Genomic DNA, 13,632 nt, shown 5'->3' on the forward strand with positions numbered 1-13,632 from the left:
TCAATCCTCATCCTTCGTTGCGGGACGAGGCTTCCAATCGTGATCGTCCGTGATATGGCTCGTGTTCATGATCAGGCGCACGCCGGGCTCCACTTCCCGCATCGACATCGGTACGGTCCAGTTGTCCCAGGCCTGAAGGCCGGGCGACTTGATCAATGCAACGGTTTTGTCTTTTTCGGGGCCGCGCTTCTCATAGGCCAAGATTCGTCCGCCCTTGCTGACTTCTTTCGCCCATTCGTCTGCACGTTCTTTCAGCTCAGTCTCAGCCAACTGCTTGCGCGAGTTGTCTTCAGCGACATTGCCCGCACGAGTCGCCAATATCTTGATGGCATCCGTCATCTCGGCCTGATTGGACATGCTCAGTTGGCCCGCGCCTTCGTTCGGGCTGAACACATCGTTCTCAAGGCGCATCAGACTCAGCATCGCGCCTGTCAAGCCCCGGTCCATCGCGCGCGGTGAGAACGGCGTTACCGATTGCGCCTCGACGTGCTTATAGAACGTGGCGTGGTAGTGCTCGAAGGTTTCGTAATGCGACAGGTCTCGCGGTCGGGCCCACGTCAGCACCGTGCAGACCAAGCCCGGGAAGGACCGCCCGACACGGCTGGTGGCCTGAATGTATTCGGCCGTTCCTTTGGGTTGCCCGTTCACTGCCATCAGCCCGAGTCGATTCACGTCGACCCCCACGGACAGCATGTTGGTCGCCAGCACCACATCGATGGCACGAGTGTCGCCTTCCTGCCAGCGGGTCACATACTTGCCGGTAGCGGTGTCGAACTCGGACTTGAACTTGACCTCCAGGTTGTCGAGGTATTTGGGAATGTCCTGGCTCGACACCCGAGACGTCAGCTCGCGGATATTGCTGATGCTGCGTTGTGCCAGTGCGGGCCGCTCCACCATGCTCATCTGCACGCGGTAGGAACGCGTCTGCACGTCATCCTCTGCCAGCCGCTTCATGCCGCCCAACTCACGCAGGGAGTTGAAGTAGCCGACCATGGTCATGTACGGGTCAGCGGGTTCGCCAAAGTGGTCGAACAGTTCCTGCGCTGCCGTCAAGAACGCGGTGTAGACGCGGATCAACATCGCGGGGCGCGAACTGCCGGGTGAGCACACGCCAAGGTAACGCCGCCCCGGCTTGTCTTCGATCGGGCGTTGCACCGAAAAGAAGTTATCTTCCACATCCAGACCGTGCGGCGGAAACACCGAAACACGGCGCATGAAGACGTTGTTCACTTGCTCCTTGGCTTTGCGCACCGTCGCCGTGGAGGCAATGATCTTCGGTTTGACCGTTTTGCCATTGAGCGTCCAGCCGCACAGTTCATCCACGGCAGTCTCATATAAGCCCACCATGGTGCCCAGCGGCCCACTGATCAGGTGGAACTCATCCTGAATGATCAAATCGGGCGGGCGAATCGGGTTGATGGTCTTTACCTTCGAAGAAGGAAGCCCTTTGCCAGACTGGTGGTTGCCATTGCAATCGGCACCTTGCCAAAGCAGTCCGTGGCGCTCGCATTCCTGGCCCACGCGACCAAAGAGCGTGCGCACCTGACCACGCCACGCCATCATGGCGAACTTGTCCACGGTGGCAATCATCATCGTGGGTGGGCGGTGGTAGATCTCTTCGTCGACCACCAGCACAGGAATCCCCGGATGTGGCTGCTTGCTGGACTTGCCCTTAGAGAAGTCGCAGCGGCCCTTCTTATCGCCGCAGTAGACGAAGGTTCGGCCAGAGCCTTTGTCGACCTCAACATCCCGTCCGGGTGCCACTTCCGAGCCGCACCACGGGCAACTGGTGAGCTGCGCAGGCGATGCCGCTCCAGCGTTGTATTTGCCGGGGTTGCGAACATCCTCAATGGCGCGGTGGCTGTCCTCGGTCGTACCCGGCGTAACCTTGTTGCCAACCCAGAGGCCGATGGTGAAAGGTTCCGTGCCGAGGGACTTGTCGCCCTTTTCCAGCGCTTCACGTCGCAACACCTCCATGGCGCAAATCAATGCCGTGGCACGCTGGAACTGCTGCAGCGTCAGCAGGCGCAGCGTGTAACGCATGATCACGGCCAAACCACGCGAGCTGTCGACCCCCCCGAGATTGCCCTGCATGCGTCGAATGGCCATGGTGAAGGCGGCCACGCCCAAATAGGCTTCGGTCTTACCGCCACCGGTGGGGAACCACAGCAGATCGGCGTAGGCCTCGACAGGCTCAACGCGATCCGGGTGACTCGGATCTGCCAGAGACGGAATCGAGAGCAGCAGAAACGCCAACTGGAACGGACGCCAGCTGCGGTTCTTCAGCACATCGAACTTGTCGATGGTGACATCCTCGCCCCGGCGCATGGCCAGCGCGTATTGGCTGCGCACGCGTTGCGTCGCCATCGCTCGGTTGGCAAACCGGAATGCGGCCAGCGCTTTCTCATTGCCTTTCAGCGTGTCGATACCCTGCTGGAGGCGGGTGTGGATCTCTTGGCATCGGTCCATCGCCTGTTGCGACTGGGTGTCGTAGCCGGTCACTTGAGCCCCGACGCGAGCGCGCTGCTCATCAATCCACGCGGCGTAGTCCTTGGTCAGCATGCTCAAAGCGTCGACCAGCGGGTCAATCTCCAACGTCGCCAGGCGCTGCATATCGAGCAGGCCACTACTGACCATCTCGCGCATGGCCGGGCGATCGGATGGATCAAGCCCGGGCGTCTCTGTTACCTGCACCTCGTACTGCGGCATCACCGTGGTGCGCACCTCGGTGGCCAGTGTCACGTCCACTGCGGTTTCGGCATGAACCGCAACGCCATGGCCTACGGCGAACTCGACGCGGTTGCGGTAGATCATCTCCAGCGCTTCGCGTTCGGGGTCCATACCGTCTGCGTCCAGCACGGGCCTGCGCCGGAAGATGGCGCGCTTGGCGGCATCCTTCTCCGAACGAACGATCAGCTCGGGCTGGAACACCCACGCCGTATCGCGGTTGGTGTCTGGCTCTTCCTGTGCATTCACCAGGAACAAGGTAACCAGCCGATCGCCATTGGCATTCTTGGCTCGAATGGAACCCTGCACGCGAACTTCCGGGAATTCGTTGTCAGGTGCCTGATGCGGAATCACGCCTTCGGTCAACGGCAGCACGATCTTGCCGCCACAAGGAATGCGTTGCCAGACTTTGGCCTTGGTCTGCACTTCGGCACCGGTTTCCTTATTCTTGCGGGTGCGGAATATCTCGTGCTCGTCACTGCGTTCGTACCGACCCCAGTGTGCTTCGATCTCGATCCGATCGGCATCACCATCCACGCAGAAGGTCATGCCCAGGCTGCTGGGCACCAGCGACTGGTTGCTTGCGGCATCGATTTCATCGGATGAGTCCGACTCCGGCTCCACACGCCCGGTGGCGGTTCCAAACTCCGCGCCAGGTTCGTGACGTCCGGGAGCCTTGGCCTCTGTAGGCACTTCGGCGTCGTCATTGGCCAGTGGCCCGTCCAGCCCCTCAATGCCGCCCTGTGCGGCCTCACGCGGGGCCAGTTTGCCAACCAGGTAGCGGTCGCGCACACCCATGTCGACGATGCGTTCATTGGGGCCGCCAGCGGGGCCTAGCAGGTCGTCCATCACGGCCAGTTGCAGCAGTTCGCGGATATAGGCCTGATCCTCAATGGCCGGCACTTCGGCGATGGTCTTGTGCAATGCTTTGGGGAGCGACTCTAGGAAGTCCGTCCATTGAATGCGGCCAATACTGCCGGTTGATGGCGGGGTAAGTGAGGTAAGACCAATCGAGACCGCCGGATCGACCAACAGCATGCGGTCGAAGTAGATCGTGGTGGTTTCCAGATCAGAACGAACCCGCAGCACCCGCCCGACCCGCGTGATGTGCCCAGTGGTGTTCAAAATCAACACCCAATCGTCATCGGCGATGGCTTGGTACAGCGAACGCTCGCCCTTCAGCCGCAGTGTGTACGGTGCCAGCGTGAGATCGGTAGCAAGGCCATGATCAATGGCTATCCATGCGTTCGGAGATTTGGTCGATTGGTCAGTTGTCATTATTTTTCCTCCACACCCTTGTCGCTTTCGGCTTTCCGCGCCGCATTCCAGAACGTGTTGAAGACCAGCCTCAACCCCATCCACCACGCGTAAATCGCGTGAATTGACTGAAATGAATCATCGTCCAAGAGGCCGTGAGCCAGTTCGTTACGCAAGTTAGGCCCCAAGGCATCGCAGAACAGCGCCTTGATCTCAAAGGACAAGTCTTTCCCGAAAACCGTTTCCGTTTCTAGCAAGCCCATCAGGGTGCTCAAGCCGTTTTCGTTCTCAATGCCATCAATGTCGAGATTGGTGGTTTTCACCCCAGCATTCTTCAGGTGGAACCGAACCATGTGCTCTATCTGAGGCGCCAGCAGATGCATTGCTACGGTGAAATCGCGGTCATAGCCAGCATGGAGCGCCTTGCCGAATAGGCGCTCTCGGCCGCGTGGAACGATTGGGGACTGACTTGCGAGACCAATGAAGTCGTCCTCACGCAAGCGATGCTCTTGCAGCAGCACTTCGTGCGCAGGCCATATGTCGCCATGCACGACGATGTTGATCAGAATCTGATAGTCGTGAACCATCTGCGCCCACAACGCCGGATCGTCACTGGCAGGAGCATTATCGAACCCGGCTGCTGGCTGCTTGGCAATGACCCGACCATCACGCGACAGATGCGTGCTTCCGGCCAAACGACGGAAAATGCTTTGCTGCAGGATCTTTTCTGCCGCTGTGCGAACTTGATCTACCCGAGCCCCTTGGTAGATGTTCGCAAACGAAAACAAGGCATCCTGTACTGACTTTCCTGCAACCGACTTGCGCGCGTTTTCAACAAGTTCAGAGATGTCTACCCCAGGGGTTTTGACAGAACCAAGTTCATCCAGTGACTTTTCTCCGGCATCATTCATGTGCCGATGCAGTTCGGCAATGCGTTCATCACCTCGATGTATCGATCTCTGACTGCGTGGAATGCTGCGGTATATCTGGATGGCCTTTTCATAAAAACTTGCAGCGACCATATGGCTGGGTTGGTCGGATGAAGCCCGGGCGATCGCTTCTTTCACCCATCCTTCAGCCACTGCGACGGTCATTTCTGCTGATTTGGCTTCGTCACCAGACCGATCAAACCATCGGCTTGCCGCATCGAAAAACTCGCGCGAGCGATGAATGTCGCCATCTCCCTCAAAGTCAACAGCCAGCGTATTCAGCTTCTGCGCAATGACTGACGAATGTGTTCGACCAAAGCCATTGGAATCCAATAGATCAGCCAGCCACAGCCCAAGAAAACCACTTTCCTTAGTTGCAGTATTGAAGGCGTCAAAAACGGCTGCTTCCATCTCGGTCAAGCGTGTTCCTGAGCCAGCTCTCAACATGCGCGCCAAGCTGATAGCGCGCTCCCAGCACTCGTGGCCACCACGAACCCACGTTTCAGTATCCAATGGGATCTGCCGGTACGCGTCGATCGCCGCAAGCGCAAACTGGACGTTTCGTGGACGCTGCTTCAGCCAAACGAGGTCAGCTATTCGTGCCTTCAACCATGCATCATCGATTGCATCGACAATCTCGGCATAAAACGCGATGTCTGATTCTGATAGATCGTCAGGAATCACCGAACGCCGCCCCTCCATCACCATGAATGGCTTAAAGGGCTCATTGAGGCTTTTCGGCGACAACATCATGGAGCAGGCATCCGCAAGCAACCACAGTGCCTTTCCGTGTGAAAGGCGATTGTCTTCCGATGCTTTGCGAGCGGCGCTGGAGAACGCCTGCCACATTGCGGAATAGCCCTCGCGCTCTATTTCGGCCAGTGAGCTTTTCCAGTCGCACTCTACGAAATCTTGCGCCGTGACGATGAGGTCGATGGCATAACGGCGGTCGGTCATGCATTCGCTCCGTCAAATAGGTCGCTGATAGGCACTGACGAAGTACGCCTTCCTTTGCGCTCTGGTTTTTTACCACCTCTAGCGGAATCGCTTGCTAGGGAGCTTTGAGCAGCCTCTTCTTTGTGGCGTTGAAGATTCAAGTCGGCAAGGCGATGAAGAATCTCAATGCGCGCGGGCTCGGATATTGTGTAACGAAGGTTCCGACCGGCAGGAAGATAATCAACATGGTGAAAGCCGTGATTGAGTTCAATATCGGACCAACCATAGGCGTCCAATACGCACATATCCAGATCAGCAATGCAAGAGCGCAACCCCTGAATATCAGAGTCATTGCAATCTGAATCGTGAAGTGCATTGGAAAGACGAGTTAAACCCCAATCACGCTTAGTGAGGATACTTTTCCGTCTCTCATTGAAGGAACGCCCAGCAAATCGTAGCCGCTCAAAATCATCGGGCTTCGGGAAAGGAAATGTCGCCAGACACATCGTTGGGCTGTAGCGGAGGTCGGATTTCATTTTCCCCCCGTGCTGCCACGCAAATGCGAAATGAATGCTGCTCTGAAGTACCGCAAAAATGCCAAAATCATCTGACGCGATAACAATAAGCGCGCAGTCAAAAACTTGATTCGGATTCACGAATGTGAATGCATTTGTGCTACTAACCCTCGCGATGACCAGAACCTCCTTTAGCGCAGTCTTCGTCGCTCCACCCCGAAAGTTCTCACTCCTTCCAATTGCATCATGCAATCCTTTTGGATTGGCCTCGTAAATCCACCATTTCGCAGCAAGCTTTGGCTTCGTGTTTTGCAGTGTCGCTCGATACGGTTTTACCCGGTCAGCCACAATTTGGAAGGCATCGCTGTATTTTGAAGCGACATCTTCATTCCAGTCCCAAAAGTTAATTGCAAAGCGGCTCGCGGATTGCGAGGGATTGGAGTTGAGATCTTTTCCCGTTAGAAATGGATAAAGAACTTTATAGTGATCTGGAGATTTTGTTAATAAGCTCTCAGCTTCGGCTCTTGAAATAAAGAATCCATCTCCGTTGGGAATGGCCCCATAAAATGCGACGCCCTGATTCTCTAGCAGGGATACTGGTTGCCAGTTCGTATCTGGCGTCAGAAATGATGAGATGCCATTAACGTACTTCCCATCAAGAATGAATGCACCTTCCCACTTTCGCTTCGAGAGTGACACGCGGCAAATAAAAACATTCGCAGCGCCAGGCCACTTTGATTTTGATGTGGCCGAAAAAATACACCCCCCAGCAGAACTGATGCTTTCTAGGGCGGCAAGTCTGGTCTCACCCTCAGCAATAGAGGATGTTGCAAGCATCCCCAGCGCCCCATTGCTATTCAGAAGAGTAAAAGCACAATGGAAAAAATGGGAGCAAATATCGACGTTTTTTGTGGCGGCAGGATTGGTTAAAACCAAGAATGAGTTGTAGGAAGTGCCACAACTTGTGCTTACGTTTTTCCCAAAGGCAAATGGGGGATTGCCAATAAAGGCGTCGAACCCCCAGTTGATTCCAGAAAAAACTTCTGGAAACTCGAGTGGCCAATGAAACGGCTTCCGTATTGGCTTTCCTTCTGGCAGATCAAAAGCAAGCCTAGCGCTTGCTCGAATTGCTATTGTTCGGAATGCCGCTTCATCGCCGCTGATCGCTTGCCCTGCATGAATGGCAAGTGACGAAAGTCCATTTTCCAAGGCGTAGCCATTGCCGACAGCTGCAAGTACCTCGCCGATCAGCGCATCAGCTATCCGTTCTGCTATTTCTAGCTTCTGTCTCGCACTTGCGTCCAATTGCGCCATGGCCTCGACATCATGAATATCGCGAATGGGCATGGCACGCAGCTGCTGCCGCAACATGATCGCTTCTTGCACCGCGCGCTCAATGTTCTGCCCGAACAAACGTTGCTGACCTTTTCCGGTGGGCATCATCGAAAGCTCAGTGAGCTGATTTAACCGGTGAATGCCCAGCAGGCTGTCACCACAACGCAGGTTGTGGTCGAGAAAGCCAAATGGGCGTCCCTTGGCCAGCGTCACCAGCCAGATCGAGAGCTTGGCGAGTTCGACGGCCAACGGGTTTAAGTCGACGCCGTACAGACAACGCTCAGCAATCAGACGGCGCGCAATCACCGTGCGGGCTTCGCTGTCGCGGGGCAGCGGTTCCTTGGCAACTCCTGCTTCCAAAACCTCACCATCCACGCTCACGGTTTTACCCATGGCTTCGACTTGCGACCATGCCTCGACGAGGCGATCCGACAGCCAGCGGCAGGCTTGCACTAGGAAGGCACCCGAGCCCATGGCCGGGTCGCAAATCTTGAGGTCGAGCAGTTCAGCGGGAGATTTCAGTGCCCATTGTTCGCGCGGCGTTCCCTCTGCCGGGCCGACATAGGCCACCGACGTGAGCGTCTCGGCCACGATCGCTTCGGTCAGGGATTTCGGGGTGTAGTGGGTGCCGGTTTCGCGCCGGTCAGAACCGGTGGTAACGATGAAGGCTCCGGCGGGATAGACCAACGGATAGCCCCATGGATCGGTGCGCAGCAGATGGGCATAGGGTTTGACGCGGTCGCGCAGCTTGGTGTCGCCTTGGCAAGCCGTCAGCAGGCGGTCGACCAATGTGTCGTCGACAGGTTTGGCCAGATCATTGCGCACCCGGCTTGCAGAACTGCCGGAGCGTTCTTGCAGCAACTCGGCCAGTCGTACAGCACCATCCAAGCGCGCCGAATCCAGCTCGGCCAATTTGATCCATGGCGTCTTGGCGCTCTTGGTGGCATCCAGTTCCAACGTGACTTCGTCGGTGCGCTTGACGGTACGTTCGAGCAGACCCTCGTACACATAACCGATCTGTTCGACGTCCAGCGCGCGATAGGACAGCGTGCGGCCTTGGAATTGCTGGATGGCCTCAAGTAACAGCAGCACGGTGCGGTTGTCGATGGGCAGCGGCTTGGCTGCATTGATGCGCCAGTTGGAGCCCTTGGTCCGACCTTCGAGGAAGGGGAAGCGGTCCGGATCAAACAGCGAGCCGCCCAAGGCGGGCAGTCGCAAATTTTCGTGCTCAATGCCACCGAACACGGCGCGGAAGATCGCCAGCAGGCGAGACCAGGCATCCCAGCGGCGCTCCAGAATTTCCTCGGACTCCTTGCGCAACTGCATTCGCAAGGTGGAGAGCGCATAGTTAGCCTCGTAGCGTTCGTCGCCCATCAGCAGCAGGCCACGCTCTTCGGCGGAGAGCAGGAACACCAAGCGCATCATCACCGTCAGCGCGGCCTCATACAGCTCGGGTTCTTTGACGTCGTGCAGGAGCTCTCGATTGCGGTCCTGGTCGGCTTTGTCGAGTGTCTGAATCAATACTTCGACGGCGCGGCGCACTTGCTCGCCAAGGGCGTCGGTGACTTCGTCCTGGAACTTCAGGGAGCGATCGAACAAGGCGGGCAGTTGTTCGGTTTCGTCGACGAAGAAACGACGAATACCGAGCAGGTGCACGAAGGCCTGCAGCGTGATGGGTTCTTGGCTCCAGATGCGGGCATACCAACTGGCAAAGGTGGTGACTGCACCCACCGGGGCATCCACCAGCATCCAACGCTCGCCGTTGGTCACCAGCCCGAGCCGACAACCCAATGAACGGCACAATTGCACCATGCGATCGGCGGGTGTGGCGGCCCAGCCGTCTTGCTTCAGGGTGGTATCGAGATCGACATCCTGCGCATAGGTCTGGATCAGCAGCAGTGGCTTGTTGGAACGTTGCTCATCGACCACGGCAAGAGCAGGCGAAAGCGTCACACCGTGTTCGGGCAAGTTGGCCTGCAGATTGGCGATGCACCAGTCGGCGCGCTTGAGAACGTCGCCTTTGCCGTCTTCATCAAGCTCAAGGCCACGCGACAGAACTTCGTCGATCCAGGCCACGTGTAACTCGGCGAATTGCGCGTCTTCCAGCTCCAGCGCTTCGCGCCATTCCTCGTAGGCTTGGCGCAGACGTTTGCGCTTGGTGGCATCCAGCTCTTCCAGCCCTTGCGGAAAGGCTTCCTTGAGAACGGGAACTGCGAGGAAGGGGCCGGAGATCTCAATCAGCGACAGCCAATCATCATGCACGCTGGGAGCACTCATGCGGCACCTCCCTGAACGGCAGATGCAGGCACCAGAAAGATCACGGCGACCGGGAAGGTGCGGTCGTTGAGTTTGGCGTAACGGGTTTCGATGGCTTCAGCCTCCTGCTGGCGCTCGGCCGGAATGCGGGCAAGACGCGCCTCCAGTGCGGCGGTGTCGCGCCTGAGCTGTGTTCGTTCGTCTTCAGTGAACAGGGAAAGCTGCGCCGGTTGCTGGTCTTTTTTCAGTTCAAGCTGAATGGCCTTCTCAAGCTCATCAAGCACGGAGCCAATGTCGGCGACTTCCTGCAGCTTGCGGGATTGCAGGGTGTTGGTCAGGAACTTGAGCCGGTCTTTTGAACGGGCGTCTATCGCTTGCAAGATGGCGCTCTGCGCACGGTCGTAGCGGACGCGGATGGCATCAAACAGAGAGTCTGCGGCGGTCAGCGACTTGGCTTGATCCAGCCACTGCTGGACTTTGGTGACGCCTTCTTCGCGGCGGAATGCTTTGTCGCCCAGATAACCACCGGCTACAGTCAGTTCTTCGTGAAGGCGATGATGATTGCCGCCAGTGACGACCAGCCGCGAGATGACAACCACGGCAGGCCCGTCGATCAGGGCGTCTGGCACTGAACGCACGGTGACGCGATGCAACTTCTTCACATCGTCTTGCGCCCAGACCTCGGCGCGCAGCAAGCGCAGGCACATCTGCACCAGTCGGTGGTTCAGGTGAACCAGCACCACATCGTCACGCCCGGTGGCGACGGCGTGATCGAAGGTGATAGGCCGGATTTGCAGTGTGTGGGGGTGGCGCAGCCCCTCAAGGCAACGCGCCCACGAGCCCGACAGTGCAGGCATCTTGAATACGGTGCCTGCCGGGGTATCAGCCAAGGCAAAGGGCTCAAGCGGCGGACGGCCTGCCAACACAAGACCCGTCTTGACCGCCATGAGGATGTGCTCTGGCGTGAGATGGAAATCCTGCTGTGTGGTGAGAAGCCGTTCATGCAGCTTGGCGACCCTGTCTTTCAGTTCGCGCTCGGCGCGCACGAAGCGTCTGGCCTTGGCGATCTTGGCTTCAGCAAGACGGGTGTCGAGGTCTTTGAGTGAGCCTTCGATCAGCCCTGACATCTGCGGCGCAATGACTGGGTTGACGCTACCCATGTCTGCACGCATGGATTCGAGCTTTCGCAGCGCACGGATGATGTCATCGCCGTGACCGCCAATTGTTGCTTTGCCTTGTTCTCCGCCATCGACGGGGTGCCAGATCAAGACTTCCTTCTGGCGCTGGCCATGCCGGTCGATACGACCGTTGCGCTGCTCCATTACATTGGGGTTGTAAGGGATCTCCAGATGAATGAGGCAGTTACAGTGGTTCTGCAAGTCGATACCTTCGGATGCGGCATCGGTGGCCAGCAGGATTCGCACCGCTGAATCCTTGGGCGAGGTCTGGAAGGCCGCTTTGACCTTCTCGCGTTCATCCTGCGGCATGCCGCCATGAAGGATGGCCAGTCGATCGCCACCCAAATCGTGGCTGGCGAGGATCTCATGCATCCACTGGTGAGTTGTGCGGTATTCGGTGAACAAGATGACTCGGCGATCATTCCACTGACCGTCGGTTTTGAGGTTGACCTTGAGCCAATCGAGGATGGCCTTGGCTTTGGCATCGACCTGGTTCTTGGCCGTCTGTGCCCACGACCGCAGCTCGTTCAGCATTTGCTGCTGCTCTGCCGTCAGCGGCTGCGCGCGACGTGAGGCCTCTTCGACGGCCTCGGACTGGGCGTTTTCGACCTCCTGGTCGTTGGCGTAGTCCTCTTCGACCCGCAGGATGGCTTTGCGCAAAATGCGGTCGGCCATCGCATCCTTCTCTTTGCGCTGGCTACCATTGGCCAGGCTGGCAATGTGTTTCTCAAGGGTGGATGCAAACGCGGCGGGTGAAGAGAAGAGCCGCTTCTTGAGCAACTGGTTGACGAACGACGTGCCGAAGCCATTCCCGACCTTCTCAGCATCTTGCTCGCGGCTCGCGCAGTAGTCGTTCAGCTTTTCGTGAATAGCGCGCTCTTGTGGGGAGTACGAGGCCGGCAGCGCTTGCAACTTGCGTTGTGCATAGAGCGGGTTACCTTTCGCATCGACTAAGTCGCTTTTAAGGCGACGGATCATTACCTGACCCAACTGCTTTTCATCGGGCAGGATGTTTCGAGCAAAACGCTGGTCGTCCAGCAACTCTAGAAGCGAAGTGAATGATTCGGTGTAGCCGTTGTGAGGGGTGGCCGTCAGAAACAGTCGATGCTGGAAGTGTGGACTGATGGAACGGATGAAGCGTGTGCGCTGGCTCTCAAGCGCGTAGTTCGCACCGGCAGCCGGAGCGATGTTGTGTGCTTCATCGACGACCAGCATGTCGAACTTGCGCGGGTAGCTGGTGTGTGCGGGCAGGACGTCGCGCATGGCGCGCAGTCCTTCGCCGCTCTTGACCCAGTCCATGGACGCGATCAATCGTGGATGTGAAGTCCATGGGTTGGCATGGATGCCACGATCACGTCGCAACTGCTTGATGTAGGCAGTGTCAACAACCCTGAAATCAAGGCCAAACTTTTCCAGCATCTCGACACGCCACTTTTCTTGTAGCGATGCGGGACAGATAATCAGGACGGTGCGAGCACGGTGCCGCAGCATCATCTCCTGGATGACTAGACCGGCCTCAATGGTCTTGCCCAAGCCGACGTCATCGGCGATGAGCAGATTGACGCGGGCCATATCGATGGCGCGTACCAGCGGATCAAGCTGGAAGTCCTCAATGCTGACGCCGCTGCGGAAAGGAGCCTGCAGAAAACCTCGGTCGGCATTGGTGGCAGCACCCCAGCGAACCGCATCAAGAAAAGCGTCGAGGGTGTTGGAGTCATCCTGGCCAGTAATTGACGGCAGACCTGCGCGCTCAATGATTTGCGCGCCGGGCTCAATCTCCCAAATGACCTCAAGCTCCTCACCTAGGCCATCCTCGTCGATGGATGAAAGGGTCACCGCATTTTGTTGCGCAGTGGTTAATGTCAGCTTGGATGTGGAGACTTCTGCAACGACCCATTGGCGCCGCCTGACCTCGACCAACTGACCTGGCTCTGGACGAGCTCGGTAAACGTCAAATTCACTTGTTATAAAAGTATCCATGCGGATTTCCGCCCCCCAATATTTTTCTAAAGTAGCGAATTGCCATTTTGACTGACTGACTCTGCTATTGAGCCGAACTGACGAATGATTTTCGAGCTAATGGATGCATGAAAGAGAGGCATCCTCGGCCATAGAAGATCTTATGAATCAGCGATGAGCAGATTCTTCCAGGACTGAGCGATACGGTGCAATTGAGGATGGCAATAGAGGTCCATCACCGCGGCTCCGATGACACAAAAACTTACACCCGGCACACGAAGTTCGGTCGGCTTGAGAAAGATGAATTCAAAGAGTACGAGGCACAGTACGCATTGACCTCCCAGCTAAGGAATACTCACGGCGAATCGTGGTCTGGTCAATGCAAAACAGCATGACCTCGCAATTTTTGGCCGTCGCTCTGATGATGGCGGTGTGGCGCCGGTGTAAACCCGCACCTGAAGCCATTCTCCAGAGATTAGATGCACCTCACACCAAATTTGGTGACCGGTCACCAAGTCCACCTTCCCATTTTGGAGACTG

4 protein-coding genes are annotated in these 13,632 nt (G+C 57.2%); all 4 read right to left on the reverse strand.

The genetic code is table 11. The features are described 5' to 3' along the window. Genes drmA through drmD form a run of 4 tightly spaced genes read right to left on the reverse strand, consistent with a single transcriptional unit; the run spans window position 1 to window position 13,113 of the window. The gene (drmA, locus tag QZW03_RS03625) at window positions 1-4,005 is read right to left on the reverse strand and encodes a DISARM system helicase DrmA (RefSeq protein WP_296508438.1); all 4,005 of its coding nucleotides are present in this window, start codon (window positions 4,003-4,005) and stop codon (window positions 1-3) included. Beyond that, on the reverse strand, window positions 4,005-5,870 hold the full coding sequence (locus QZW03_RS03630) for a DUF4209 domain-containing protein (RefSeq protein WP_296508440.1): 1,866 nt from the start codon (window positions 5,868-5,870) through the stop codon (window positions 4,005-4,007). The genes drmA and QZW03_RS03630 overlap by 1 nt, the downstream gene beginning before the upstream one ends. Next, window positions 5,867-9,976 (reverse strand): type IIL restriction-modification enzyme MmeI, encoded by a 4,110-nt coding sequence (locus QZW03_RS03635; RefSeq protein WP_296508441.1) that lies wholly within the window; start codon window positions 9,974-9,976, stop codon window positions 5,867-5,869. Before QZW03_RS03635 ends, QZW03_RS03630 begins: the two co-directional genes overlap by 4 nt. Then, window positions 9,973-13,113: a DISARM system SNF2-like helicase DrmD gene (gene drmD, locus QZW03_RS03640; protein WP_296508442.1), complete on the reverse strand. Its 3,141-nt coding sequence runs from the start codon at window positions 13,111-13,113 to the stop codon at window positions 9,973-9,975. Before drmD ends, QZW03_RS03635 begins: the two co-directional genes overlap by 4 nt. Between the last annotated feature and the right edge of the window lie 519 nt (window positions 13,114-13,632).

It is taken from the genome of Rhodoferax sp. (assembly GCF_013297935.1).
Classification (GTDB): domain Bacteria; phylum Pseudomonadota; class Gammaproteobacteria; order Burkholderiales; family Burkholderiaceae_C; genus Allorhodoferax.

What these genes read in the sequence shown, in the direction of transcription:
- QZW03_RS03635 (WP_296508441.1), bottom strand. Translation starts at nt 9,976, where the DNA reads ATGAGTGCTCCCAGCGTGCATGATGATTGGCTGTCGCTGATTGAGATC.
- drmD (WP_296508442.1), bottom strand. Translation starts at nt 13,113, where the DNA reads ATGGATACTTTTATAACAAGTGAATTTGACGTTTACCGAGCTCGTCCA.
- drmA (WP_296508438.1), bottom strand. Translation starts at nt 4,005, where the DNA reads ATGACAACTGACCAATCGACCAAATCTCCGAACGCATGGATAGCCATT.
- QZW03_RS03630 (WP_296508440.1), bottom strand. Translation starts at nt 5,870, where the DNA reads ATGACCGACCGCCGTTATGCCATCGACCTCATCGTCACGGCGCAAGAT.